This window comes from Rhodococcus sp. IEGM 27 (genome assembly GCF_033142305.1).
Lineage (GTDB): Bacteria > Actinomycetota > Actinomycetes > Mycobacteriales > Mycobacteriaceae > Rhodococcus_F > Rhodococcus_F oxybenzonivorans.
The window spans coordinates 89,833-115,828 of the sequence record NZ_JAWLSG010000009.1; the positions used below are offsets into that span (position 1 = coordinate 89,833).

General features: G+C 63.9%; 23 protein-coding genes and 3 pseudogenes. 4 read left to right on the forward strand and 22 right to left on the reverse strand.

What is annotated here, in order from left to right:
- Position 1: 1 nt before the first annotated feature.
- From R4P95_RS26140 to R4P95_RS26210, 15 genes and pseudogenes are all read right to left on the reverse strand, one after another.
- Positions 2-967: an NAD(P)-dependent oxidoreductase gene (locus R4P95_RS26140; RefSeq protein WP_317745643.1), complete on the reverse strand. Its 966-nt coding sequence runs from the start codon at positions 965-967 to the stop codon at positions 2-4.
- Between the two features lie 91 nt (positions 968-1,058).
- Positions 1,059-1,748: a GntR family transcriptional regulator gene (locus tag R4P95_RS26145; protein ID WP_317745642.1), complete on the reverse strand. Its 690-nt coding sequence runs from the start codon at positions 1,746-1,748 to the stop codon at positions 1,059-1,061.
- Complete coding sequence (locus tag R4P95_RS26150) at positions 1,748-2,626, reverse strand: ABC transporter permease (RefSeq protein WP_317745640.1); 879 nt, start codon at positions 2,624-2,626, stop codon at positions 1,748-1,750. The genes R4P95_RS26145 and R4P95_RS26150 overlap by 1 nt, the downstream gene beginning before the upstream one ends.
- Entirely contained in the window at positions 2,623-3,567 is a 945-nt protein-coding gene (locus R4P95_RS26155; protein ID WP_317745638.1) for an ABC transporter permease, read from the reverse strand. Before R4P95_RS26155 ends, R4P95_RS26150 begins: the two co-directional genes overlap by 4 nt.
- 39 nt (positions 3,568-3,606) lie before the next feature.
- A complete protein-coding gene (locus R4P95_RS26160) occupies positions 3,607-5,151 on the reverse strand; it encodes an ABC transporter substrate-binding protein (RefSeq protein WP_317745637.1) in 1,545 nt (514 codons plus the stop codon).
- The gene (locus R4P95_RS26165) at positions 5,148-6,275 is read right to left on the reverse strand and encodes an ABC transporter ATP-binding protein (RefSeq protein WP_317745636.1); all 1,128 of its coding nucleotides are present in this window, start codon (positions 6,273-6,275) and stop codon (positions 5,148-5,150) included. The genes R4P95_RS26160 and R4P95_RS26165 overlap by 4 nt, the downstream gene beginning before the upstream one ends.
- The gene (locus R4P95_RS26170) at positions 6,272-7,264 is read right to left on the reverse strand and encodes an ABC transporter ATP-binding protein (RefSeq protein WP_317745635.1); all 993 of its coding nucleotides are present in this window, start codon (positions 7,262-7,264) and stop codon (positions 6,272-6,274) included. Before R4P95_RS26170 ends, R4P95_RS26165 begins: the two co-directional genes overlap by 4 nt.
- An 8-nt stretch (positions 7,265-7,272) precedes the next feature.
- Positions 7,273-8,133: an enoyl-CoA hydratase gene (locus R4P95_RS26175; protein ID WP_317745728.1), complete on the reverse strand. Its 861-nt coding sequence runs from the start codon at positions 8,131-8,133 to the stop codon at positions 7,273-7,275.
- A 111-nt stretch (positions 8,134-8,244) separates the two neighbouring features.
- Positions 8,245-9,011, reverse strand: a pseudogene (locus R4P95_RS26180) (CoA transferase); the annotation flags it as partial.
- Positions 9,012-9,057: 46 nt separating this feature from the next.
- Complete coding sequence (locus tag R4P95_RS26185) at positions 9,058-9,789, reverse strand: enoyl-CoA hydratase/isomerase family protein (RefSeq protein WP_317745633.1); 732 nt, start codon at positions 9,787-9,789, stop codon at positions 9,058-9,060.
- 424 nt (positions 9,790-10,213) lie between these two features.
- The gene (locus tag R4P95_RS26190; RefSeq protein WP_317745632.1) at positions 10,214-11,377 is read right to left on the reverse strand and encodes a low temperature requirement protein A; all 1,164 of its coding nucleotides are present in this window, start codon (positions 11,375-11,377) and stop codon (positions 10,214-10,216) included.
- A gap of 117 nt (positions 11,378-11,494) precedes the next feature.
- Entirely contained in the window at positions 11,495-11,638 is a 144-nt protein-coding gene (locus R4P95_RS26195) for a hypothetical protein (protein ID WP_317745631.1), read from the reverse strand.
- Positions 11,639-11,863: 225 nt separating this feature from the next.
- Positions 11,864-12,712 carry an alpha/beta fold hydrolase gene (locus R4P95_RS26200; RefSeq protein ID WP_317745630.1) on the reverse strand — a complete coding sequence of 283 codons (849 nt, stop codon included), beginning with the start codon at positions 12,710-12,712 and terminating at the stop codon, positions 11,864-11,866.
- Positions 12,713-12,738: 26 nt separating this feature from the next.
- Positions 12,739-14,439, reverse strand: coding sequence for a PHA/PHB synthase family protein (locus tag R4P95_RS26205; protein ID WP_317745629.1), 1,701 nt, complete (start codon positions 14,437-14,439; stop codon positions 12,739-12,741).
- 7 nt (positions 14,440-14,446) lie between these two features.
- Positions 14,447-15,946 carry a long-chain fatty acid--CoA ligase gene (locus R4P95_RS26210; RefSeq protein WP_317745627.1) on the reverse strand — a complete coding sequence of 500 codons (1,500 nt, stop codon included), beginning with the start codon at positions 15,944-15,946 and terminating at the stop codon, positions 14,447-14,449.
- A 473-nt stretch (positions 15,947-16,419) separates the two neighbouring features.
- Here R4P95_RS26210 and hchA point away from each other — a divergent pair, with 473 nt between their 5' ends.
- The 4 genes from hchA (at position 16,420) to R4P95_RS26230 (ending at position 20,985) form a co-directional block, all read left to right on the forward strand.
- The gene (gene hchA, locus R4P95_RS26215; RefSeq protein WP_317745626.1) at positions 16,420-17,301 is read left to right on the forward strand and encodes a glyoxalase III HchA; all 882 of its coding nucleotides are present in this window, start codon (positions 16,420-16,422) and stop codon (positions 17,299-17,301) included.
- 124 nt (positions 17,302-17,425) lie between these two features.
- Entirely contained in the window at positions 17,426-18,262 is an 837-nt protein-coding gene (locus tag R4P95_RS26220) for an SDR family NAD(P)-dependent oxidoreductase (protein WP_317745625.1), read from the forward strand.
- Between the two features lie 502 nt (positions 18,263-18,764).
- Complete coding sequence (locus tag R4P95_RS33670) at positions 18,765-19,055, forward strand: UBP-type zinc finger domain-containing protein (RefSeq protein ID WP_397517697.1); 291 nt, start codon at positions 18,765-18,767, stop codon at positions 19,053-19,055.
- A gap of 22 nt (positions 19,056-19,077) precedes the next feature.
- Positions 19,078-20,985, forward strand: a complete 1,908-nt coding sequence (locus tag R4P95_RS26230) for a GMC family oxidoreductase (RefSeq protein WP_317745623.1) — start codon at positions 19,078-19,080, stop codon at positions 20,983-20,985.
- Positions 20,986-21,360: 375 nt separating this feature from the next.
- Here the strand turns inward: R4P95_RS26230 and R4P95_RS26235 are convergent, their stop codons facing one another.
- The 7 genes and pseudogenes from R4P95_RS26235 to R4P95_RS26265 all read right to left on the reverse strand — a co-directional run.
- Positions 21,361-21,675: a helix-turn-helix domain-containing protein gene (locus R4P95_RS26235; protein WP_317745622.1), complete on the reverse strand. Its 315-nt coding sequence runs from the start codon at positions 21,673-21,675 to the stop codon at positions 21,361-21,363.
- A gap of 89 nt (positions 21,676-21,764) precedes the next feature.
- Entirely contained in the window at positions 21,765-22,085 is a 321-nt protein-coding gene (locus R4P95_RS26240; RefSeq protein WP_317745621.1) for a hypothetical protein, read from the reverse strand.
- Positions 22,086-22,253: 168 nt separating this feature from the next.
- Positions 22,254-23,459 (reverse strand): acyl-CoA dehydrogenase family protein, encoded by a 1,206-nt coding sequence (locus R4P95_RS26245; protein WP_317745619.1) that lies wholly within the window; start codon positions 23,457-23,459, stop codon positions 22,254-22,256.
- Between the two features lie 35 nt (positions 23,460-23,494).
- Entirely contained in the window at positions 23,495-24,262 is a 768-nt protein-coding gene (locus R4P95_RS26250; protein ID WP_317745617.1) for an SDR family NAD(P)-dependent oxidoreductase, read from the reverse strand.
- Positions 24,259-25,293 carry a phosphotransferase family protein gene (locus tag R4P95_RS26255; protein ID WP_317745616.1) on the reverse strand — a complete coding sequence of 345 codons (1,035 nt, stop codon included), beginning with the start codon at positions 25,291-25,293 and terminating at the stop codon, positions 24,259-24,261. Before R4P95_RS26255 ends, R4P95_RS26250 begins: the two co-directional genes overlap by 4 nt.
- Positions 25,290-25,589: pseudogene (locus tag R4P95_RS26260) on the reverse strand (AMP-binding enzyme); the annotation flags it as partial. The gene R4P95_RS26255 and the pseudogene R4P95_RS26260, both read right to left, overlap by 4 nt.
- Positions 25,590-25,673: 84 nt before the next feature.
- Positions 25,674-25,955, reverse strand: a pseudogene (locus tag R4P95_RS26265) (cyclase family protein); the annotation flags it as partial.
- Between the last annotated feature and the right edge of the window lie 41 nt (positions 25,956-25,996).

Here is a 25,996-nt window from a genome sequence, read left to right on the forward strand (position 1 = left end):
GTTATGAACCCACTTTCGTTTCCTGACCTGGGCTGGCCTGGCGTACTTGCTCGATGTACCGGCGGATCCCGGTGCGTAAGGGTATTTGCGGGATGTATCCGATTTCGTTCCGTGCAGTGCCCGCATCCAAGTAAGGGTCGGAGCGTTCTCCGGGCCGCAGATCGAAGTCGGTGCCGGGCAGAAGTTCGGTGACGATTCCGGCCGCCTGACGCAGCGTGGCGCGTTCGCCGGTGATCGAGAGTCCCGCGCTGGTCAGCGTCGGGGACTGCGATGCCAGATACACCGCCCGTGCGGCGTCTTCGACGTGGAGCCAGTCGAGTTCGCTGTCCGCGGACCTGACCGGCGGGGCGCTGCGACCGGTGGCCGGAAGTTCGACCATGTCGACGACGGGACCTCCGACGGAGCCACGGCCGATGGCCGTTGCCCTGCCGAATCCGTATACGACGGTGAACCTCAATCCGACCGTTTCCATGGCGTAATGCCGGTTGAAATGGGCGCCGATGGACTCGGTGAGCGACTTGGTCTTGCCGTAGATGTCGGACGCGGGCTGGGCCGCGTCGTTCGCAACGGGCACCGAGAGCAGGGCGCGCCCGAACACGGCGACGCTGCTCGCCCACACGACCCTCGTAATACCCGCTGCGAGGGCTGATTCGAACACATTCAGTGTTCCCTGGCAGTTGACGGTGACAGCGAGACGCGGGTCCTGGTTGGACCGGCGCTGGAGGGCCGAAGCCAAATGGATGACAGCGGTGGCGCCGGCGATCGCCTCGGTGAGGAAGCTACCGTCTCGAATATCTGCGGGGCGGATCTCGACCCGTGAGCGCTCCTCGTCGGAAATGAGCCCGTCGATCAGAGCGGGCTCGGGTGCCGCATCGAGCGCGAGAACCCGGTGACCGTGCTGCAAGAATTCCCGGGTCACGTAGCTCCCGATGAATCCGGTTGCACCGGTGATGACGACGTGTGTCATGGTGGTCCTTACTGGAATGGAAGGGCGCCTGGCATGGGTCGTTGTGTCAACGCTCCGTCAGTTTCTCCGCCGCCGCGCGCCCCGTCGGCGGCTACGGGACCTGCGCTGTGGCGACGGCGTTCTTCAAGGTGTCGAACCCGCGGTCAAGGTGGGTGCGGACCAGTTCTTCCGTTTCGGTGGCGTCGCGTCGCCACAAACCGTCGATGATCAACCGGTGCTCGAGGATCGCCTCGTGACGGACCGCTGGTGCGTATTGTTCGACTATCTTCGGGACGACGCTGTACGGGCGGAGGCGATCTAGCGTCTCGATCAGGGGGGTATTGCCGCAGAAGGTGACGACCGTCCAGTGGAACTGCTGGTTTAGTTCGGAGAGTTCGGCGATCCCGCTCGGATCGTCGACGATGACCTCCATGCGATCCTGTAATTGTCGGAGCGATTCGATGTCCTGTGCCGTCATGCGCTGCGACGCCAGCGCCGCGGCCCAGGGTTCGAGTTTGACGCGGATGGCGAAGACATCACAGACCTTGGGCCACAGGTCCGCGACAACCTTGGTGCCGTTCGGGCGTGTCTCCACCAGTCCCTCGGCGCTGAGGCGAGAGAGGGCCTCGCGGATCGGCGTTCTGCTGACACCCAGTTGTTGCGCAAGGCGCTGTTCGGTGAGCGCTGTTCCGATGCCGAGCTCGCTGCTCACCAACATCGACCGGAGGTGGACGTAGGTTCCGTCGCTGATTTTTTGGTTCTCGGGTACCGACTCGGGGTCGTTTCCTCGGGTAGTTGTCATCACTCTGTTATCCCTTTGTTGAACCATCTGGACACCGCGTCTCCCACCTGGTTGAGCGAGAGCACGGTCAGCGCGATAGCGGTCGCCGGTGCAATGATCTGCCAGCCTGCGGTGGACATCACCCGATATGCGCGCGAGAGCATGTGACCCCAGCTGGCGTCGGGTGGCTGGATACCCAGTCCCAGGAAACTCAGTCCTGCCTCGGCCAGGAAGGCGAATGAGAGCATGAGGAACCATTGGACGAAGATGGGACGGAGGCTGTTCGGCAACACGTGGCGAATCATCACCGCGGTGGATGAGAGACCCGATAACCGTGCCGCCTCGACGTAGTCTTTGACGGCCACGCTTTTTGCCTGGGCACGCAGCAATCGTGCGAGTCGCGGAGAGTAGACGATACCGATCGCGAACATGGCCTGGATGATGCCGGGTCCTAGGGCCCCGACCACAGCGAGGGCCAAGATTACAGCAGGAAACGAGAGCATGGCGTCGACAACGCGCATGAGAATCATATCGACCCGACCACCCACCGTCCCGGCGACAAGTCCGATCGGCATCCCGATGAGCAGGGCGATCGCGCCCGCGAAACAGGAACCGAACAACGACATCCGCGCTCCGTACATGATGCGACTAACGATGTCACGGCCGGTGTCGTCGGTTCCGAGCCAGTGCACTGCGGACGGGCTCTGCAGGAGAGTATCCAGATTCTGCTCAGTCGGTGGGTATGGCGCGATCCAAGGGGCAAGTACCGCCATTGCCGTGAGGACGAGCAAAAAGCCCGCGGCTGTGTAGTGCGACCACCCGAGATCGGCCTCGCGGACGCTGGAGCGAAACGATGCAAGAGCGGCCGGAGGTCTTCGTATACTGCTGATGGTCGTCATGATCGTCGAGTCCTAGGGTCGAGGAGTCCGTAGAGAACATCACTGAGGAGGTTGGCGAGCAGGACCGTGACCGCCAGCACGATGACCACACCTTGGAGCATGGGAAGGTCGCGATGTTGCACCGCGTCCACTCCGAGGGTGCCCATCCCCGGAATGGCAAACAATACTTCGATCACGACACTTGCTCCGAGCAGGTGCTGGAAGATCAGTGCGAGCACGGTGGTGAGTGGGATCGCGGCGTTGCGGAGTCCGTGCTTGAACACGATCTTTTTCATCGGAACGTCCCGGGACTGCAGGGCGAGCGTGTGTTCGGCGTCAAGGCTCGTGCGCACGGCCGAACGTACATGTAGCGCGAACTCACCGGCGCTGCCGGCGCCGAGAGCGAGCGCCGGCAGCGCGACAGAACGCAAAGACTCGCCCAGCCCGGCATCGGGAAGCAGGAATCCGGTTGCCTGGGCCCAGCCGAGGTGCAGGGCGAAGACGAGCACCAAGAAGAGCCCCAGCACGAAGCTCGGAACCGCGACGAGAAAGCTCGCGCAGGCACTGAGGACCCGATCGGCCCCTCGACCGGCTCGTACCGCTGCCGTCACCCCCAGCGCGCCGCCCAGCGCGATCGAAACCACCATGGAGACGGCGACCAGGTACAACGTGGCGGGGAGACGGTTGAGAACCGCGTCTCGAACCGGTTCGGTCGTCTGGATGGAGTGCCCGAGGTCACCGGTCAGCGCGGCTCGGAGCCAGTCGAGATACTGCACTGGCAGGGACTGGTCCAGGCCGAGTTCGGAGCGAAGTTTTGCGATCAGCTCGGGGGTCGCGTGTTCTCCTGCCAGCACTACCGCCGGGTCTCCTGGAATCAGCTGACTGAGTCCGAAGACGATGAGGCTGACGATGAGCAGTAGCGGAACCATCGCCGCGAGTCGGTATACCACCAGGCGTGTCATCGGGCATTCCTCCTTCCAACCGTGTGATGTATGTGCGGGTTAGCTGCCGGACAGACTCACGCCGTCGAAGCGCGGCTTCCCGAGCAGCGACCCTTCGAAGCCCTGGACGCGCTTGTTATAGACGACGATGTTCTTCTGGAAGTAGAGCGGAACATTGAACGCCTCATCGATCAGGATTTCGTTGGCCGTGGCGTACGCGGCCTTGCGGGCGGCTTGGTCGGGGGTCGCTTCGCCATCCTGCAGGGCCTTGTCCAAAGCAGGGTTGACGTAGCGGCCGACGTTCGTGAACCCGTTCTCGGCGAATTCGCCGAAGTACGTCGTCGCGGGGTCCGGTCGCCCGGTCCAGCGACTGTTCAAGACATCGACGGTCTTGTCGACCACAAAGGCTGATGTCGTGCTCGCCGTGTCGTTCGGTTTCAGGTTGACAGTGATTCCCACGTCGGCGAGCGAGGACTTGATGATCTCGGCGCGCCGCTCGTTCAATGCCCCGTTCTCGAAGGCCATCTCGAAGGTGAACCCGTCAGGGTGTCCGGCGGAGGCGAGCAATTGGCGGGCCTTGTCGGTATCGAACGACGGTGTGGCCTCGAGTGCGGGTGTGTACGCCCAGTGATCGGCCGGCATCGGCATCCACGCCGGTTCGCCTCCGCCGGGGCCGAGGACGGCGTTGACCAGCGCTGTGCGATTGATGGACATCGCGATCGCTTGACGAACACGTCTGTCGTCGAATGGCTTTCGGCTCATGTCGAAGAACAATTGGTAGTACGCCAAGGTCGGTGAGGTCTGGTGATCGAGTGCCGCATCGTGCTCGATGCTGCTGAAGGATTCCGGATCAACCTCGTAGATGAAGTCGATGTCTCCCGCTCGAAGAGCGTTGAGACGCGTTTGCGGGTCAGGCATGAGCCGGAACGAGATGCCGCTGAGCTTCGTGGCGTCGGTGTTCCAGTACGTGTCTGCCTTGCTGACGTCGATTCGATCACCCGGGGTCCACTTGTCGAACTTGAACGCACCGGCACCGACCGGCGTCCGTTCGACCGCGTCGGCATCCTGTTGCAGGGCAGTAGGTGAGACCATCATGCCCGCGCGGTCGCTCAGGGTAAGAAGCAGGCTCGCGTTCGGGCGCGACAAGGTGATGTTCACGGTGGTGGGCGAGGGTACCTCGACGGACTGCACCGCAGCGAGATCGCTCGCGATCATGATTCCCGCGCCACCCGCACGGATACGGTCGAGGTTGAACCTGACAGCTTCCGCGTCGAAAGGGGTTCCGTCATGAAACCTGTTGCCTTCGACGAGCTCGAGCCGCAGCTGCGTCGGCGACGCCCAGGTCCAACCCTTGGCGAGCCCGGGCTGCGGATTCATGTCCTTGTCGAAGTGGATGAGCGAATCGTAGATTGCCCACAATATGGTGTGGTCGCTGCCGGCGTTGCCCTTGGCCGGATCGAGCGAGGTCGGGTTCGCGGTCCGAAATCCCACGCGCAACGTCCCGTCGTGTGCGGACGCGCTTCCCCCGGCGGCGCCGCTACAGGCCACCAATCCGAGGCCGAGCATGCATGCGAACACTGCCGCTGCCAATCTCTTGAACGTCATGTTTGTTCCTCATCCTCGTACTCCGAGCAGCCTGTCGGCGTCCCGGAAGGGGGAAAGTTCCGTTCGATATCGCACGCGAGCTGGTCGGCGAGAACCTCGGTCGAAATTCGATGCAGATCCGGGGCGATTTCGTCCGCGAAGTGGCATGCCGAGACGGTCCCGACACTCGTCCGCCGGGGCTGAGGTTGCTCCGTGCGACACTTGTCCCGAGCGAAGGGACATCGGGTGCTGAAGCGACACCCCGACGGGGGTTCTATCGGACTGGGAATCTCGCCCTCGATCCGATACGCTGCGCGGTGCACGTTCGCTCCTCCGAAGCTCGGCGCCGCGGCTAGCAAAGCCGCCGTGTATGGGTGTGTGGGGGTGGAGATCACTTGATGCGCCGGGCCGGATTCCATGACGCACCCCAGATACAGGACGACGATCCGTGAGGCGACGTTGCTGACGAATCCCAGATCGTGTGAGACGAGAAGACATGACATACCGAGCTCGCGATTCAGCCCGAGCAGCCGGTTCCCGATGTCGGCCTGCACCGAGACATCCAGTGCGGATGTCGGTTCGTCGGCGATGAGCACACTCAGATCACTCATGAGTCCGCGGGCAATCGCCACCCGTTGGTTCTGGCCGCCCGAGAGTTGACCGGGTCGTCTTTCGAGGACGGACTCGGGCAACCGCACTTCCTCCAGGGTGGCCAACACCCTGGCCTGGACGGCGGCGTACGGGACATGTCGCTGCATCCCGAGGGTGATTGCGTCTCGGATTCGTTGACGCGGATCGAGCGATCCCCTCGGATCCTGCCAGATCATCTGCATCGTTCCGGAGCGCCGAAGCGCCTGCCGGTCGGGCTTGCTCAGCCCGGTCAGCTCCTTGCCAGCCAGAGTGATCGAACCCGACGTGACCGTGTTCAATCCCATGATCGCCCGAGCGATGGTGGACTTGCCTGATCCCGATTCGCCCACCAGGCCGACGATCTCTCCCGCCGGCACCGTGAACGTCACTCCATCGACGGCGTGCACTACGCGGCGGCGGCCGAAGAATCCATGTTTGCCGAGAGGAAACTGCACCATCAGGTCTCGGATCTCGAGATCGTGCGTACTGGTGGAATTTGCTACTTCGGTGGTCATGTCGCCTCCGAGAAAATTGGTTCCGATCGCGTACAGCGGGTCTCACGCGCCGGTCCTACCGGACGCAACACAGTCTCTGTTCGACATTCATCGGCGGCAGAGCGGCAACGGTGGGCGAAGTTGCATCCCGTCGACGGCAGGCTTGACTTGGTGACGGTGATGGGAATTCCGTTGAACGGCAGTTCCTCCCGGCCGATCGGGGAGTCGCGCAAACGAGGCACGGCGTTGAGCAGACCCTCGGTATAAGGATGCCGAGGGGACCGGATCACCTCGGCCGCGGGACCGAGTTCGACGACATGGCCGTTGTACATCACGACGATGTCGTCACACAGTTCGGCGACCGCACCCAGGTCGTGGGAGATGAAGACGATCGCCGTTCCGATCTCGTCCCGGAGGCGCTTCAGTAGTTCGAGGATCTGAGCCTGAACGGACACATCCAGGGCGCTCGTCGGTTCGTCTGCGATTAGCAGATCCGGTGAACACGCAAGGGACAGGGCAATCATGACCCGCTGCGCCATACCGCCGGACATCATGTGCGGGTAATCGTCAAGTCGCCGCCTCGGCTCTGGAATACCCACTGCCGCCAAGAGCTCAGCCGATTGCGACCGCGCTGAACGTCTCGACAGGTCCTGTTTCAGTCGGAGGGTCTCGGTCAGCTGGCTACCGATGGTAAAAACCGGGTCGAGCGCCATGCGTGGGTTCTGGAAGATCATGGACATACCGCGACGAGCCGCGCGGGCGGGACGCGGCGACAGATTGACGAGCTCGCGATCCTGAAAGACCACACTTCCACTCGAAGTGCCGTTGCCGGGCAAAATCCCGGCGATCGCGCGGGCGGTCACCGACTTCCCGCTGCCGCTCTCTCCCACCACGCCGACGATCGACGTGGAGTTCACCTGGAACGAAACATCTTCCACGACGCGGGTGCCGCCCTGGCCTTGGGTGAAATCGACGTTCAGTCCCGACACGGTTAAAAGTGGCGTGTTCATGTGGGGCGTTACCTCGAGTTCTTGGCGAGCGTCTTCTTCACCAACTCGGTCGATCCTGGACCATTCATGTGACCGATCACCTCCGAGTTGTGGGCATGCGCCAGCTGATGCAACCCGAAGACCGAATCCGTTCCGCTCCGATAACCCATGAGATCGTCGCACTGGTTCACCGCCTGCTTGGCCAGGGCGAGACCGATTCGGGGGCGTTCGGCAATCCGGGCGGCAAGCGTCCGGGCGAACACCATCAGCTCATCGGCCGGGACGACGTGATTGACCATGCCGGCCGCATGGGCGTCTGCTGCCGGGAGCCGGTCGGCGGTGAACAGAAATTCCTTGGCCCGGCGCGAACCGAGCTCCCACGGATGCGCGAACAGTTCGACGCCGGGGATACCGAAATCCACTGCGACGTCCGCGAAGTACGCGTCCTCGGATGCCACGATGAGGTCGCACGACCACGCCAGCATGAGCCCACCCATGATGCAGGCGCCCTGAACCGCCGCGATGGTCGGTTTGGGTAAATCACGCCATCGTCGGCACAGGCCGACGTACAGTTCGCTCTCACGAGCGAATCGGTTCTCGGCGCCCTCTTTGCCGACGTGGTCCCACCACAGTGAGACACGGTCGAATGAGGTGTCCCGATCTCCGGTAGGGCACCAATCGTGGCCTGAGGAAAAGTGGGGTCCCTTTCCTGCGAGCACAGCGACTTTCGCGTCGTCGTCGTAGGCGAACTGTTGGAAGGCGCGGTCGAGGGCATAGAGGAGCTTGCCGTTCTGAGCGTTGCAGACCTCCGGGCGGTTGAGGGTGATGGTCGCGATGCCGTAGCTCTGCTCGTACAGCACGAGGTCGTCGGTGCGGTGGTCGTCGTTCATGCAGGTTGCTCCGTAGCGTGGTCGGTTTGGTGGATGAGGAAGTTGGCCGTCGTTGTGTTGGCCGAGGTGCGGGGGAGCGGTGAATCTTTCGGGCGCTCCGGTCTTGATCGGGTTGCCGACCATGCGCGTTGCTTCGCCGTCGCCGTCGCCGTCGCCGAGGTCGACTGAGACGATCATGTTTCGCCGTTCCACGGTGGGCACGGCGACCGCTTCGGCGACATTCTGTACGAGGGCGATGGGGACATCCTGCGTGCGGAAGCGTGCTACCCATTCATGGGACGGTTGTTCCTTGAAGCACGCCGTCACGACCTGCTCGAGTTCGTCTCGGTTCGCTGCCGGTCAGCGAGTTCCGCGAACTGTGGGTTGTCCGAGACGTCGAGTGCGGTGCAGTATCCGGCCCACCACCGCGGTATGGCGCTCGGCGTCGCATAGACGTACCGGCCGTCGGCGCACCCGAAGGCCTGGCTCGGCGGGAATGTCGCATGACGTGTGCCCATCCGCTCGTACACCACGTCGTGACTGAGATAGTCCTGCGCCTGCCACACCAACAGACTCAGCTGGGCGTCGAAGAGCGAGATCTCCACATGCCGGGTCGCTCCATCGGTATTGCGTCCCTGGAGTCCGGCGAGGATGGCGATGGCCGCCCACAGTCCTCCCGCGGTGTGGCCGATTTGATAGCCGACGCGTGCGGGAGGCCCTCCAGCCTCCCCTGTGAGGTCCATGACCCCCGCTGAGCGCCTGCACCAGGCTGTCGACGGCCGGTTGCGGACGGGATCGCCGGTCGGCGGTTCGATTTTCAGCACGTCCGCGCCGAGGTCGCCCAAGATAATGGTGGCGAACGGACCTGCCAGAAAGTGGGACAGATCCACAACATTCAACCCGGCGAGGGGAGAGGTATCCGCTCGCGATCCGGTGTCAGCGCAGTCAGCGTGCGTAGCTCTTGAGATCGTCGACGGAGAGATCGCCCCTCTTCAGGCGTTGGTTGCCAGGAAGCTGTTCGATCATCCAAATCTCGTGTGCGGCCCGCTCTCCAGGACCCCGCGGAACTGTGTCGAGAACCCCCTGTTTCAAATACTTCACCACGTCCTCGTCGGCCGTCGCGATCTCACGGGCCCACTCCAGCGCCGTATCGAAGAGCGCATGCGACTCAACGACCGCGTTGATCAGACCGGCCCTTACGAACTCCTCCGAGGTGTGCACCCTCCCGAGGAGGAGGATCTCCATGGCGATCTTGTGGGCGGTCTTGGTTGCGATTCCTGCGGCCATTCCGCGTGAGAGACCGAACTTCGCCTCGGGATACCGGAATTTTGCGGTAGGCGCGGCCAGCGCGAGGTCCGTCTGCTGGAGCAACATCATTCCTGCTCCGATGCACCACCCGTCGATGGCCGCGATGATCGGCTTCTGCGTGGCAATCCCCAGGTTTGGCGCCCAAGAAGGGTTCTCAGGGGCATCGCGGACATCTATCCCCGCCGTAAAGTTCTGCCCCGCCCCCGTCACGATGGCAACGCGGTCCGAGCTCCTGTCAAAGGTCAACCAAGCATCGGCCAATGATTCGGCCATGGCCCGGCTGATCGCGTTCTTCTTCGCTGGACGCTCGATCGTCAGAATTGCAACCTTGTCAATCGACTCATAGGTAATCACGCCGTCGTCGCTCAAGACTCTTCCTCCAATGGTGATCTGCCCTATATGACTGCGATCACACTAGAGGCGAACGGTATACAACGTCAATCTATGTATCCCAAACAAAGGAAATGGATACCATGGTAGTTGTGTGCTCACGCGTGGAGGAACGGGTTACGGCATCGTCAAGGTCGACCGCGGCGATGCATGTGCCCCGGTCCAGACGCTGGGCGATTATCAGTGTTGCTGTGACCGCTCCCGTTGTGAGCCGTCGTGGAATCGAGGGGAGCGTTTGACGGCCCGCTAGTTGATTGCCGGCGGCGCCGCGTCGTAGAGGATGCAATCGCGGCTATTTATCGCGGAGACTCGCAGCATCAAAGGGTGGAGTCGGTCAGTGGGGTCAGGGCGTCCCCAGTGCAGTCCTGGACGAGAAATGCAGCCACGGTCCAGGTTTGCTACCTCAAGTAGCGGGCGCTCGTGTCTCGACGATTGCAACGGCGACGAGAACAAGGGCGGCGCCGACGGCGGCGAGCAGTGCCGGCAGTGGATAGGTCAGAAACCCGAGGATCGCCAGTGCAGCGATGCCTGCGACGCGTGCTGGGGCGACCGTGGACGTTTCGTCTACCCTCCGGAAGAACCATGCCTTGCCCGCGAGGTACAGCGCGGGACCCGAGTAGAGGACGATGCTGAGGGCAGCGTCGCAACGTACGGTCGGTTCGGCGATCACCAACTCGTCGCCGACGGCGACAGCGACCAAACCTGCAATCATCACCACAAGTGTGTAGATCGCGCGCTTGCCGAGAGCCGCCTCATCGGCTGCTTCCTCGACCAGCGACATCCCAACTGATTCGCTGCGGTGAAAATAGATCCACCAGATCGCGACGGTGCCGGTGAAAGCGACCCCCAGCGCGACGACTCGCCAGAGAGAAACCGGTTCCGCGGTGAACGCCATCAGGCCCGAGATCACGGTCTCACCAACCGCGATCAGAAAGAGCAGTCGACACCGCTCCACGATATGGCTACCGGCGAGCCCGTACTCGGCGGTGTCGGTGCGTCCCATTCCGGGCACTGGATGGCCCCACCAGATCGCGACGTATTCCACCGCGACAGCCGTCCCCCATATTGTCAACCGTGAACCGGGGTTCTCGTCGGCCGCACCGGCCAACCACATCCCTGATGTCGGGACCAGCCAGATCAACGTGCGAACGAAGTTTCTGCGCATCGCAGGGTCAGGGCCGATGGCCAGCATGAAACTCGATCGCCCGATCTGGAACGCCACATACGCCGACACGAACAGCCACGCGCGGTCGGCGAAGGCGCCGGCGATCGATGTAATCACGAGAGCGCCCACAAACATGATGACAAGCACCATTGCGCGGACCGGAGTTCGAGTGACGTCGAGCAGGTTCACAACCCAAATGGTGTTGAACCACAACGAAATAACCACCAAGATCAGGACTGATGTCTGGAGTGCCCCCGCCCAGTCGAGGTGATGGTGCAGGTGCTGCGAGAACTGACTTAACGCATAAACGAACACCAGGTCGAACAACAACTCCAGCGGACTGACCGGCTGAGGGGCGCCACCCATACGCCACAGCGGGCCCCGATTTTGGGCGGACGTCATGCCCATAAGGTTATGCGACGGTGCTTCAGGAGGTGTCGAACGTGGAAAGGGTCTCTGTTCGCTTCATCGGGCACAGGCGATTCCCCTTCAGAACCGGTGGAGTTGGACTCGTAGGCTTCAGCGAACGAGCAGTACGACTTTGCCGGTCTCGGGAGCGTCGAGGAGTTGGTGTCCGGTCACCGCAGCAGTAACTGGAATCTTCGCCTGGACGACCGGCTTCACAATGTCCTTCGCCACCAACGGCCACAGGTTCTCGGTCACGGCGGCGAGGATCTCGGCTTTGTTCGACCGCCCCGAGGTCGGTTGTCCGCGTAGGCTTGTCGCGCGCACCGAGGCCCGCTTGGCAAGGAGAGCTCCAAGGTCGAGTTCGCCACCGGATTCGCGACTGGGAACAGTGGGAGTACGTGTCGGATGTCGCAGCCGGGCGAGCCCTTCGGCTGAACATCTCGATCCGGATTGCCGTGTGTCTCGTGCGTGAAGTCTGTGTCAATTGCCCTTTGCGCGAGAGCTGGCGGGCGGAATGCCACCGAGGAACCGGTCGATGCGTTGCGCAAACTCGGCGGGGCAGACCAGGAGGTCGAGATGTCCGCCAGTGAAGATCTGGAGTTCGGCGCGGCGCAGGAGCATGTTCATGATGCGCCCGTTGGTCACCGGGATGATGGGGTCGTCGTTGCCGTAGAGCAGCAGAGTGGGCTGGCAGATCAGTGGGAGCCACGGCAGGCTGTTCCAGCCGACTCCGGCGAACAACTGGTACAGATACCCTCGGGTGTCGCAGTGTGGTGTTCCGGTTCCGAGTATGGCCCGAGCCGATCCGGCATCGTTACGTACCGAACCCCCATAGAGGCCGGGGGCCACCCGTATGGCGTACGCGGGGTCGTGGTGTCGTCGGCGGGTGAGCATCTTGGACAGGACCAGGGGATGACCGGGGATGCTTCCCATTCCCGGACTGGTCGAGGCCAACACCACGCGCCGGACTCTGCGGGGATTTTGCAACGCGAGTTGCTGCGCCAATGCTCCTCCCCAGGAGTAGCCCAGCACGTCGAATCGTTGATAACCCAATGCTGAGACCATGCGTGTCACCAGTGCGGCAAGTTGACCAAAGCGATACGGCCGCAGCGGTGTCGGTGAAGTTCCGGACCCTGGCACATCGAACCGAATGACAGTTCGCGCCGGATCGAGTTCGTCGACGAGCGGATCGAACGCTTCGAGGTGGGCGCCAATTCCGTTGCAGATGACCAGGGGAACAGCGTGAGGGCGGCCAGGGCGTACCGCGACGTGGATTCGGTAACCGAATACGAGCATCGTGTCGGTGTGTAGGGTTTCGGTTGTCCTCATGGTCACCCGCCGTTTCTGGTGCGCAGTCATTTCTCGAACACGTAGGTGCCGGGGCCCTTGTCGGTGGGGGTGTGCGCGGACGATCCGAGAGTGCTCGGCGCGCGGACGGTGCCGCCGTTTCGTTCGGCGAGCCAGTCCGCGAAGTCGGGCCACCACGACCCCTTCGTGGCGTGCGCGCTCGCTATCCACTCCTGGGGATCCTCGGGTCGGGCCTCGTTGGTTCGGAACGTCGCCTTGGGGTTGGTCGGAGGGTTGACGATGCAGGCGACGTGTCCGCTGGTAGACAGCACGAAGCGGGTGTCTCCGCCCAGCAAGGCGACGCTCCGGTAGCAGGACTGCCATCGGCTGATGTGGTCGGCGATCCCTGCGACAATGTATGAGTCGGCCTTGACGGTGGTCAGGTCGATCGGTGTTCCCAGCATGGTGGCCGAACCCGGGTGGCCGAGTTGGTTCGCCAAGAACAGCTCGACGAAGTCCCGGTGTAGGGCCGCCGCCATACGTGTGGTGTCCGCGTTCCAGAACAGCACGTCGAACGCGGCGGGCTTGCGGCCCTGGAGGTAGTTGTTGACCCAGTAGCTCCAGATCAGGTCGTTCGGCCGCATCCAGGCGAACATTTCCGCAAGCGCGCTGCCCTCGAGATAGCCCTTGGCGGCGGACGCGGCGGTGGCGATCTTCGCGGCGCGGTGGTCCGCGAGCGCTGACGTCAGGCCGGCGTTCGACTGGTCGAGGACGCTGACGGCAAGATTGCAGCTCGCGATCCGGTCCTCATCCCTGGTGTCCGTCAGATGGGCGGCAACCATCGAGGTCAATGCCCCCGATGAGCACAGGCTCAGGGTGTGGACACGACGCGAATTAGTGACGTTTTCGATTGCGATCAACGCGTCGATGACCGCCTGACCGTAGGTGTCGAGACCCCAATCGCGCTGCTCCATACCAGGATTGCGCCACGAGACGGCGAAGACGTGCTGGCCGCGCGAAACCAGATACTCAATGAGGCTGCGCCCAGGCGCGAGATCGACGACGTAGAACTTGTTGATCAGGGGCGGAACGATCAGCAGCGGTATTGTGCCGATCTCCTCGGTGGTCGGCTTGTACTGGATCAGCTCGAAGACCGGTGTTCGCAGGACCACGGCACCGTCCGTCGCGGCGATGTTGTTGCCCAGGCGGAATCCGCTGACATCGACCATCGTCGGCACCCGGGGTTTCCGCGCGAGATCCCGGACGAGGTTGAGCACGCCGTGTGCCGCGCTCGCGCCGCCGGTGTCGATCATCGCTTTCCAGGTCAGTGGGTTGAGGACGGGGTTGTTGCTCGGGGCGAGCGCATTGATGAGGTTGTCGATGATGAAGCGCATCTTCTCGGCGTCGCGCCAGTCGAGCTCGGCCTGGTCGGCGACATCGGTGACTGCGTGCCCGACCGCCAGATAACACTGCAGGATCGCCCGCAGTGCCCAGTTGGACATCCACGCGGGGTCGGCGAATCGGCGGTCCTTCGTGTCCGGTGCGAGGTGGGATCGGCCGATTGCGATGGCGGCTAATTCTCGTGCGAGTTCTTCCGACCGTCCGGCAACCGCCTGGGGCTTCCTGGCGAGCGCCCGGATGAACCGTAAGCCTGCTCGACCGGGGACGAAACGCTGCCATTGACCTCGTGCCGCACTGGTGAGCAGCATGTCCAAAGGGACGGCGGCGTCGGCCGCTGATTCTTCGGGCCTGTCGTTGTCTCGACGCATAATCGACCTATCGAATCGCTTCGGGCCGTGTCACTTCGCGGCGGAGGATCTTACCTGTCGGACCTTTGGGAAGCTCGTCCACAACCCACACTTCGCGCGGGTACTTGTATGCCGCGACACGGTCCTTGACGAACGCCCGGACCTCTTGCGCTGTGGACGTTGTGCCGGCCCGAAGGACAACGGCGGCGCCGACCTCCTCGCCGAGGGCGGGGTGCGGAACCCCGATCACAGCGGCCTCGACGATATCGGGGTGTTCGTAGAGAACTTCTTCGATTTCTCTCGGGTAGACGTTGTATCCGCCGCGGATGATCAGGGCCTTCTTGCGGTCGACGATGAATAGGTAGCCGTCCTCGTCGATTCGGCCGACGTCACCGGTGTAAAACCACCCGTCGATCAACACCTCAGCGGTAGCGTCGGGGCGTCCGAGGTAGCCTTTCATGACGTTCTCGCCGCGGATGCAGATCTCACCGATCTCGTCGACCGCCAGGCCCTCGCCGTCGTCGGACACCACTCGAATGTCGACACCCTGCAGGGGAAGACCCACCGAACCGGGCTTTCGCTGTCCGCCCGGCGGGTTGAAGCAGCACACCGGCGAGGTTTCCGACAGCCCATAGCCCTCGATGATGACGCAACCGAATCTCTCCTCGAACGCGCCGAGCAGTTCGACCGGGAGGGGTGCGCCTCCCGAACAGCACAGCCGGAGCGAGGAAGTGTCGTACCGCTCGGCGCGCTGGTCCTCCAGCATTGCCGAGTACATCGTCGGAACGCCCACGAAGATGCTCACCCCGTCGCGGGCGATCACGTCGAGGGCTTTCGCGGCGGTGAAACGGGGGATCAGCGTCAGGGACGCGCCGGTGAAGATCGCGCAGTTCATCGAGACGGTCTGACCGAAGGTATGGAACAGGGGCAGGCAGCCGATCATCACGTCGTCGGCCGTCAGCTCGAGCCACTGCCGGCTGAAGACCTCCGCGTTGCGGCGCAGGTTGAAGTGGGTCAACTCGGCGCCCTTGGGCTTGCCCGTCGTTCCCGACGTGTACAGGATGACGGCTGTGTCTTCGTCTGCCCGGTCGGTGACCTCGGTAGCGGGATCGGTATTCGTGAGCAGCGCGTGCCAGCTCTGTGGGTCCACGATGACGGGCGCGCAGTCCGCCGTGCCCGCTCCTGCCGTCGCTTCCTCGGCAACTTCATGCCAGGCGAACAGCACGCGCGCTCCGGAATCTGCAAGGTAGTAGGACACCTCCCGCTCTTTCAGGAGCGGATTCATCGGCACCACGACGCCGCCGGCGAGGAGAATTCCGTAGTACGCAACCGGGAACGCGGAGACGTTGGGAAGCATCACGCCGATTCGATCGCCTGGTTTCACACCGCGCTCGCGCAACATCGTCGCAACCCTCCGGCTGGCGAGCTCGAGCTCGCCGTAGCTCAGCAGTTCGTCGTCGGCGCGAACCGCCGGGGACGAGGGTGCCCGCCGGGCGCTGTCGAGAAGTCCTCGAACAAGGTTGGTCATACTTCCGTCGCCTCCGGTAATGAGCGTGATCGGCAACACGTGCCCCACTGGTCATGTCGCCGGTCACAGCATCGTCGTCGGTGTCGTCGGGGCGTTAGAGGTCAGGCCACAGTCATGGATGTGAATGGGTGACAAGCCCCTTGCAATGCCAGGCTCCACGAGCGCAGATTGGTGTAGGAATAGGGGAGGGCGACTAGATAGCAATTCCTACCGGGTATCTGAGAAGCCGATGACCCCAGCGACATTCACCGTTGGGATCGTCGCCTGCTAGCGGGGCTTCGTCCGGTCGGAGTTCCACTATTGACGTGCTGATGAAGGAGTCATATTCGTATGTATCGCAACTGTGAGCCAGGCCGCTGCAGCTGAGTGCGGTGCGGTACCGGCCGCGCTGGAGCCTGCCGAAGAAGCACCGTTTCGGTCGGCCGCCCGCGACGGCCGACTCTGAGATACAACAACGAAAGTAGGTTCACGAGATGTCGACAGATACAGAAAACCTGAGCAAGGATCCCACCCCGGACGAAGCCGAGGATAATGCGTTCTTTCCGTCCCCGTACTCGTTGAGTCAGTACACGTCGTCGAAGACCGACTTCGATGGGGTGCAGCACAAGGGCGAATACACCGGTGGCAAGTGGAAGATCCTGATGATCGCCACCGAGGAACGCTACGTCCTGCTGGAAAACGGCAAATTCTTCTCCACCGGCAATCACCCGATCGAGATGCTGCTTCCCCTGCATCATCTCATCGAGGCCGGTTTCGAGGTCGATGTTGCGACCATCGGTGGTAACCCGGTCAAGATCGAATTGTGGGCGATGCCGGGTGAGGACGAGGCCGTGTTGGCCACCTACGACGCGCTGAAGCCGAAGCTGAAGCAACCCAAGAAACTCACCGAGGTTGTCGCAGGCGAGCTCGGGGCCGACTCCGATTACCTTGCCGTGTTCATCCCCGGTGGTCATGGGGCGGTCGTTGGCCTGCCGGCGAGCGAGGCAGTGCAGCAGACGCTGGACTGGGCCCTGTCGAACGACAAGTTCATCATCACGCTGTGCCACGGCCCGGCCGCACTGCTCGCCGCTGCACTGGACAGGAAGGAGTCGCCGTTCAAGGGCTACTCCGTGTGCGTGTTTCCCGATGCCCTCGATCAAGGCCCGAATCTCGACATCGGTTACTTGCCGGGTCACCTGCAGTGGCTCGTCGCCGACCTGCTGCGCAAGCAGGGACTGACGATCCTCAATGACGACATGACCGGCATGACCCACCAAGACCGCAAGCTGCTCACCGGCGACAGCCCGCTCGCCTCGAACAGCCTCGGTCTACTCGCCGCCGACGCCCTCATCGAGGCAGTCCAGAACACGGGGTAGAGCACCCAGTCAGCAGAAATTCCACACGTCCCACGCCTGGTGGGGACCCGACACCCGGTTTCGGGTCCCCAGTGGTGCGAGATTTCTGGCAACGGAGCGTGGTTCCGCTACACAAGGAGGTTTGATGTCCACTCCGAAACCGGTGTGGTTCGTCACCGGTGCGTCCAAGGGCATGGGTCTCGAGACCGCGCGTGCCGCGCTCGACGCCGGCGCGCGGGTCGTGGCTACCTCGCGTGACCCCGACCGCCTGCACGAGCAGATCGGGGTGCACGAGGATCGCTTCCTCGCGGTGTCGATGTTGCTGACCGACCCCGCCGACGTGTCCCGTGCGGTGTCCACAGCGGTCGACGCCTTCGGTCGAATAGACGTGCTGGTCAACAATGCCGGGTACTCGATGCTCGGCGCCGTCGAAGAGTTCACCCGTGACGAGATTCGCCACAACTTCGACGTCAACGTATTCGGCCTGCTCGAGCTCACCCAGCAGGTCCTGCCGCACATGCGGCGTCAGGGCAGCGGGCACGTCATCAACCTCGCCTCGATCTCGGCCGATGTCACCGGCCCCGCCACCGGGTTGTACAGCGCCACGAAGGCCGCGGTGCTGATGCTCACCGAAGCGCTCGCTGCCGAGACCGCTTCCCTGGGAGTGCACGCCACAGCGGTCTGCCCTGGCGGGGTGCGCACCGACTTCCTCGATTCGAGCTCATCACGACGGGCCGGCGACGAAATCGCCGACTACGGCACCGTGCGCTCAGCGCTGCACCGGTATGACGAGCTGAACCATCAACAAGGCGGCGATCCGCAATTGGTCGCACAAGCACTGATCGCCTTGAGTAAGATGGAGCAGCCACCGAGCCGGCTCTACCTCGGCACAGACGCGTTGCACGCGATCGAACACAAGGCCCGCACCGTACTCGACGGTGTCCGGCGCTATCGAGATCTCAGCACGAGCATCGACCGTTGAACCTCAATTCGCGACCGCCCCGGCAGATCAAGGAGCCCGCAACGGCTGGCCGGCCGAGCCCATTGTGGTCGGCATCGTGCTGGTCGGCCTCTACCTGATGAAGGTGCTCATGTTTGCCTGATTCCCGCCGCGGCCGCGCTGCCGGCCTCGATGTCGCTCTCGGTCTGCTGACTGCCGTGCTTACAATGTTGATCGCCTGGGAGTGCCTCCGTAAAACGAAGTCCGCCATAAGATCAGGCACCGCGCCGACTTCTAAGAATTGGCCCGTACGCATCCTTTTCGGACAGTTCGACGAAGTCCTGACCTGCTCGTGGCGCGACACACGGCCGCGCCGTGGATTTCTGCTACCAGACATCCTCGACCGCAGTCGGGACTACGCTGAAACACATGACCGATGGTGCCGAGGAAGTCGGGATCAGCATCGAAGCGCGTCCGAGCGGCACCGGTTGTGTGGAGTGCCTTGAGGCCGAAAGGGTGTGGTGCGTGTTCGTCGGTGCGCGGGATGTGGCATGTGGGGTGTTGCGACGCCTCTCCGTCTCAGCACGCGTCTGCGCATTTCCGTGGGACCGGCCATCCAGTCGCCCAAAGCTTCGAACCCGGGGAGGACTGGTTTCTACGACGACCGCACCGAGGCCTTCGACAACGGTCGGTCGCTCGCGCCTCCGCCCGGCCGCCTGAGGACCAGCCAGTGCCCGGGCCGGCCGGTCGGGTCCCGTCCGAATTGGCAGGAACTGATCCGCTGACGGCCTCGAGCGGTGAGATGGGGGCTGTTGCCCGCGTGGGATGTCGATGACGGACGTTTCGGGAAGGCAGACATGACTACACCGACGACCAGCTCAGCAGGCGCAGGCGGAGACGATGAGGTCTATGACTTCGTCATCGTGGGCTCGGGCGCCGGGGGAGGACCGCTCGCGGCCAACCTGGCGTTGGCCGGACATTCGGTCCTTCTGCTGGAGGCCGGGGACGACCACCAGTGCCCCTACTATTCCATCCCGATCATGCAAGGCTACGCCAGCGAAGACGCCGACATGCGCTGGGACTTCTTCGTCCGACACTGGGACAACGATGACATGCAGACCAGGGATGACAAGTATGTCGACGACCGCGGCGGTGTTCTCTATCCCCGCGGTAGCACCCTCGGTGGCAGCACGGCGGTCAGCGCCATGGTCACGATCTATCCACACGCCAGCGACTGGGATCACCTGGCCGAGCTGACCGGCGACCCGTCGTGGGGGGCGGTCCCCATGCGTGAGCACTTTCGCCGACTCGAGGCCTGGCGTGGCGTGGACGCCAAGCCGCTTCCCGGAGACACCGAGGCCCAGCGTGACAAGAAGGCCGGACACGGACGCGACGGCTGGCTCGGTACCACCCGGGCCAACCCGGCCGTCGGTGGCCGGGAGCCGATGTTCCTCGACATCATCAGCGCCATGGAACAGACCAGCAGAGACCGGTACGGCATCCCCGAAGAGATCTCCCTTCCGCGAGACCCGAATGCCGCCGACACCCCCGACGACTACCAGGGCATGGCGTTCATCCCCACCGCGATCCGCGACGGTCACCGCAACGGCAGCCGCGAACGGCTGCAGGACGCCGCCGCACAGGTTCCCGACAAACTGACCATCCGCCTCAACGCGTTGGCAACGAAAGTGGTTTTCGAGGGAACACATGCTGTCGGAGTCGAATACCTCGTCGGGGACCGCCTGTACCGGGCCTCGTCTCCCAGAGGTGAAGCGGAGACGCATGATTCCGGGCACCACCCGCCGCAGGCTCGTACAGATCCGTCGGCACTGATCGCCAGGGCCCAAAAGGAAGTCATCCTCGCCGGCGGCGCGTACAACACACCCCAGTTGCTGAAACTGTCCGGAATCGGTCCGCGGGTGGAGCTCGAGCGGCACGGCATCGAGGTACTCGTCGACGCACCCGGAGTGGGAGAGAACCTCCACGACCGATACGAGGTATCGGTGCTCAGTGAACTCGACCGCGACTACCCCATCTTCGAGGGTTCACCGCTCGACGTCCCCGAGGACCTCGGCGGAGGGAGTGACGCGCTGTTCACCGAATGGCGGGACCAACGCGACGGGCCCTATACCACCAACGGTTCCCTGGCCGCCATCATCGCCAAGTCCAGTGCCGCCACGGACGACTCGGACTTGATCGTCTTCTCGTTGCCGATCGACTTCCATGGTTACTATCCCGGCTACTCCAAGGATGGCGTCAGCCGCCACAATCGCTTGTCGGTGCTGGTTCTCAAGGCGCACACCAATAATCGGGCCGGTTCGGTCACGCTGCGCTCGACCGACCCGCGAGACGTTCCGGACATCCGCTTCCGTTACTTCGAGGAAGGCTCCGCTGGCCACGAGGCCGATCTGCAAGGCGTCGTCGACGGAATCGAGATCGCCCGCGACATCGCCAAGCACATCCAGACCGGGGCGACCCGCGAACTTATCCCCGGTGCGAGCGTCGTCGAGCGTGACGACCTGGCCACCTTCGTCCGCGAGCAGGCATGGGGACACCATGCCTGCGGCACCGCAAAGATCGGAACCGAATCCGACCCGCAGGCGGTGCTCGACCAGGACTTCCGGGTACGCGGAGTATCACAACTGCGAGTCGTCGATGCGTCAGTATTCCCCGATATCCCAGGGTTTTTCATTGCATCGGCGGTCTATATGATCAGTGAGAAGGCAAGCGAAGTCATTCTCCGAGAACATCCCGCTCCCGCATGATCCGGCGCTCTGGCATCCGCTGGCCACCGGGGGGCGGTGTCCACCCTCTCTCAGTCTTGGACACGTAAGCCGACACGAACACGAGCCCGGCGATCGCCGGGCTGTTGCCGTCCGCGCTGATCACGGGCCCTGCCGTGGCTGCGGCCGACGCGGAGGATCGGTTCGGTGCGATCGGCACGGGTGACCTCGAGCCCGTGCCTTACCTAAGCGCAGCGCTGCACCAGCTCCGACCGGGTTCAGGGCGTTTTCCGCGTCATCGTATGCGACGCACTGCGCCAACAGCTCCGGGTGTCGGTCTGACGTCGAACCGCCGCGGCGGCTGTTGCCGTGACCAGAGTGTGACCCGCTTCGGCGGTGCGGCGGCCCCGCACTCGTCTATCGGCGTGGTGTGCCGTTGTCGGGCTGAGAGACGTCGCGGGGCACGAGGATTTTCACGGCTACGAGAAGATTCAATACCTCGTCGAATCGCCTGAGATCCTTGCCGGTCCCTTCGGCGATGCGATCGAGCCGGTAGTACGCGGTGTTGCTGTGTGCGTAGAGTTTCTCGGCCGCGGCTTTGGCGTTGAGCTCGGCGTCGACGTAGGCCAGTAGCGTCTCGATGTAGATGGGATCCGCGGCAACATCCTCCTCGATGAACCGGCGGACCGCGGGTGAGATCAGTCGGCGGACGGTTTCACCCGGCTGGGACATCAGGTAGTCGAAGGCTGTGAATGTTTCGAGGGAGTGGATGGCGGTCGCCCGGACAGGGCGGTACGCGTCGGGACTGCTTCGTGATAGGCCTATGGAACTGCATCGAGACTGTTATGGACTGTGCTCGTGCCGAGAGATTCATCGATTTGGTGCGCGCGCAATGTTTCGAGAACTTGGCGCAGTTCCCCCAGAAGGGGCGAACTGTCGTCACCGACGATGGGGAAGATCCCGATGATCTCGCCGCGACGAATGGTCACCACACCCCGCGGGCTCGACCGGCCGGCCTGCCCGATTACTCGAACGATGGATTGCCGGCCGCCGGCCTCATCGGTCACTCGCCCCGAGGCGACCACCACCTTGCAGGTGCGATCGAAGCCTGCGGTGCGGAGTGAGGCCTGTCGCAGTCCCATTGCAGGTGGTTTCCCGCAGCAACGTCCGCACACCGAGCGGCCCGCGAGCCCGGTGCCACGGGAGGGAACCGCGTTTGTGCTTGAACCACATATCATAGCCCGTGGTGACCGTGATGAATTCGAATCGCACACGGACCAGAGCGGCCTCTTCGATGTAGCACTTCCTGCTCAGCCGACGTACGGGCGTTCCCGGCGCAGTTCCTCGCGCGCGATCGAGCGTCGATGGACGGCGTCGGGTCCGTCGACGATCCGCAGGACCCGCGCCCAACTGTAGAAGTAGGCCAGCGGAAAGTCGTCGCTCACCCCCGCTCCACCGAAGACCTCGATGGCGCGGTCGATGACCGCCGTCGCGACCGCCGGCGCGGCAACCTTGATTGCCGCGATCTCGGTGCTGGCGCCCTTCGCCCCGAATTGGTCGATCAGCCATGCGGTCTTGAGTACCAGCAGTCTGGCCTGGTCGATCTCGATGCGTGACTGGGCGATGAGATCGCGCACGACGCCCTGTTCGGCGAGGGGGCTCCCGAAGGCCACCCGGTTCTGGGCGCGGTCGACCATCAGTGCCAGCGCCCGTTCGGCCATCCCGATCGCGCGCATGGCGTGGTGGATGCGGCCCGGACCGAGGCGTGCCTGGGCGATGGCGAATCCATCGCCCTCGCCGGCCAGGATACTCGCGGCGGGCACGCGGACGTTGTCGAAGACGATCTCGGAGTGGCCGTGCTGGTCTTGGTACCCGAAGATCGGCAGGTGCCGGACGATCTCGATCCCGGGGGTGCCGCGGGGCACCAGCACCATGGACTGCTGGCGGTGGCTGGCGGCATCGGGGTCGGTCTTGCCCATGACGATGAAGAGTGTGCAGCCCTCGTCGGCGACTCCGGTGATCCACCATTTTCGCCCGTTGATCACATAGTTGTCGCCGTCCCGGATGATGGAGGTGGCAATGTTGCGGGCATCGGAACTCGCGACCGCGGGCTCGGTCATCGCGAACGCGGACCGGATCTGTCCGTCGAGGAGCGGCTCGAGCCACTGTTTCTTCTGCGCGTCGGTGCCGAACATGTGGAGGGTCTCCATGTTCCCGGTGTCCGGCGCGGCGCAGTTGATGGCCTCGGGGGCGATGATCGGGGACCAGCCCGAGATCTCGGCGATGCTGGCGTACTCGACGTTGGTGAGCCCGGACAGGCTCGGCAGGAACAGGTTCCACAGTCCGCGCCGGCGGGCCTCGTCCTTGAGCTCGTCGAGAATCGGGGGCCGAGCGTGGTCAGGGTTCTCGGCCCGCCAGGCGGCGTAGACCGCCTCGGCCGGAAATACGCGCTCGCGCATGAAGTCCCACAGTTGCGCCGTGAGTTCTTCCACGCGTGGGGAAATGCTGAAGTCCATGAGGGTTGCTCCTTGATCGAAAAGACGGCCGGGTGTCAGTGGCCGGACATGCCGCCGTCGACGGGCAGGGTGATTCCGGTGATGTAGGACGAGGCGTCACTGGCGAGGAAGACGACGGCGGCGTCGAGTTCGTGTTGTTCGCCGAGCCGCTTCAGGGTCGCGGTCTCGGTGATGAACTCGTCGAGCGGGCCCCGGGGAATGGTGTCGGTGAGTTCGCTGGCGAAGTAGCCAGGGGCGATGGCGTTGACTCGGATTCCCTTGCGCCCGGACCACTGCTGCGACAGGTCGCGGGTCAGCCCGATCACCCCGGCCTTGCTGGCCGCGTAGGCGGCCTGGGGAGTGTACGACTTGATCAGCCCGAGAACGCTCGCGATGTTGACGATGCTCGAGCCCGGCGTCATGACCCGCGCGCACGCCTGGGCCATCCAGTACGTACCCATGAGGTTGACGTCGACGACTCCGCGGAACTGTTCCGGGAGCTCGCGCAGCGCGGGCACCGCGGTGCCGACGCCGGCATTGTTGATCAGCACATCGAGCCGCCCGAACGAATCGATGGCCGTGGTCGCCAGCGCGGTGCAGTCCCCGGGATCGGTGACATCGGTGCGCGCGGTGACGGCCTTCCCACCGGCACTGTTGATCTGTTCGGCGAGTTCGGTCAACTGCTCCTCACGGCGGGCTCCGAGCACGACCGAGGCCCCGGCATCGCTCAGTGCGCGAGCGAACCCCGCCCCGAGACCGGAGCTCGCGCCGGTGATGACTGCGACACGGCCCTCGAGGCTGAAGCGTTGCAGGATCGGGGTCATGACCTCACCTCGAGTATCTTCAGGCCGGCCTCGGCGAGGCGGATCACCTCGTCGTCGACGTTGCCGAAGTTCTGCCCGCCCATCGTTCCGGCGGCCGAGCGCGCGGCGACGCCCTGGATGATCACCGCGAACTTGAAGTGGGCGAAGGCCTCGTAGTACGGCACCGCACCGACGTCGATACCGGTGCTCTCGGCGTACCTGTCCAGCAGATAGGACCTCGGCGGGAAGCCCTCCTGTGAGGTGACGCTGGGGACCAGCGGAATCTCCGGCTCGCCCTGCTCGGGCCAATAGAACAGCAGCAGGCCGAGGTCGGTCAGGGGATCGCCGAGGGTGGACAGCTCCCAGTCGAGCACCGCGGCCACCCGAGACGGGTCGGTCGGATGCATCAAACAGTTGTCGAGCCGGAAGTCGCCGTGCACGATGGTCGGCGCCGGGCTCGTCGGCAACTGCGCCTTCAGCGCCGCGCCGAGGGAATCGAGCGCGGGCACTTCGCCGGTTCGGCTCGCCTCGGACTGCCCCGTCCACCGCCGCAGCTGCCGTTCGAGAAATCCCTGCGGTCTACCGAATTCTGAGAGTCCCACTGCTTGTGGATCGACCCGATGGAGCTCGGCAAGCACGCCGATCAGGGCGTCCGCGATCTGATGTCGGGCCCCGGTAGATGCGGCGTAGCCCGCCGGCAGCGCGTCGCGAATCACGTGACCGGGCACCTTGTCCATGACGTAGAACGGGACGCCGAGAAGGTCGGACGACTCCTCGAACACCACGATCTCCGGCACCGGGACGTCGGTCCCGGCCAGCGCCCGCTGGACGCGGGCCTCGCGGCCCATGTCGTGCGCACTCGGGAGCAGGTCACCTGCTGGCGGCCGCCGCAGGATGAGTTCACCGGCAGCGGAGCGTAATTCGAAGGTCAGATTGGATTTCCCGCCGGCGATCAGCGACGCATCGAATGCGGTCCACCTCTCGTCGCCGGTGGCCGCGGCGAGCCTCGGGCCGAGCCTAGCGGAGCGGAGCAGTGTGTCGATGTCGGTCATGTGGTCGTCCGATCGCGTAGTTCGCGTCGCAGGAGCTTGCCGGACGCGGTCTTGGGGATTTCGTCGAGGAATTGAATGGTCCGCGGGTATTTGTACGCGGCCATCCGGGTCTTGGTGTACTCGATCAACTCCGGTGCCGTGGCGGACTGTCCGGGCTCGAGCGAGACGATCGCCTGCACGGGTTCGCCCCAATAGGGGTCGGGCATCCCGACCACCGCTGCTTCGCGCACGGCGGGGTGGCCGCACAGGACGTCTTCGACCTCCCGGGGCCAAACCTTGTAGCCGGAGGCGTTGATCAGGCCCTCGGGATAGAGGCCGAGCCAGGGCCGATCGGTGTAGGTGCTCATGTGATCACGAGGGGATTGACCGGCGAGCCGCTCGCCCGGTGAAGTTTCAAGGTCGCCGCCCTCGTCCCAGGCGGACTCGTCGACGATCTGTTCGCGCTCGGCCGGGTTCCGGCCGGGCCACACGGGATCCCCGTTCGGGTCGCCAATCAGGCGCTGCAGGGTGAAGGCCTGCCAGGCACTGATGTGTGCCACACCGCGCAGCACATCGGCGGCAGTCAGGTAGTTCAGTGCTCCCACCTCGTCGTAAGGACCCCACTTTCCCCAGTTCGATGGGGAGTCCTCGAGGAGGTCGCCGAGGTTTGACGCGTTGGTCATGGCGTGCCCTTCCGTACAGAATCTGTACTGAACCCTACCGT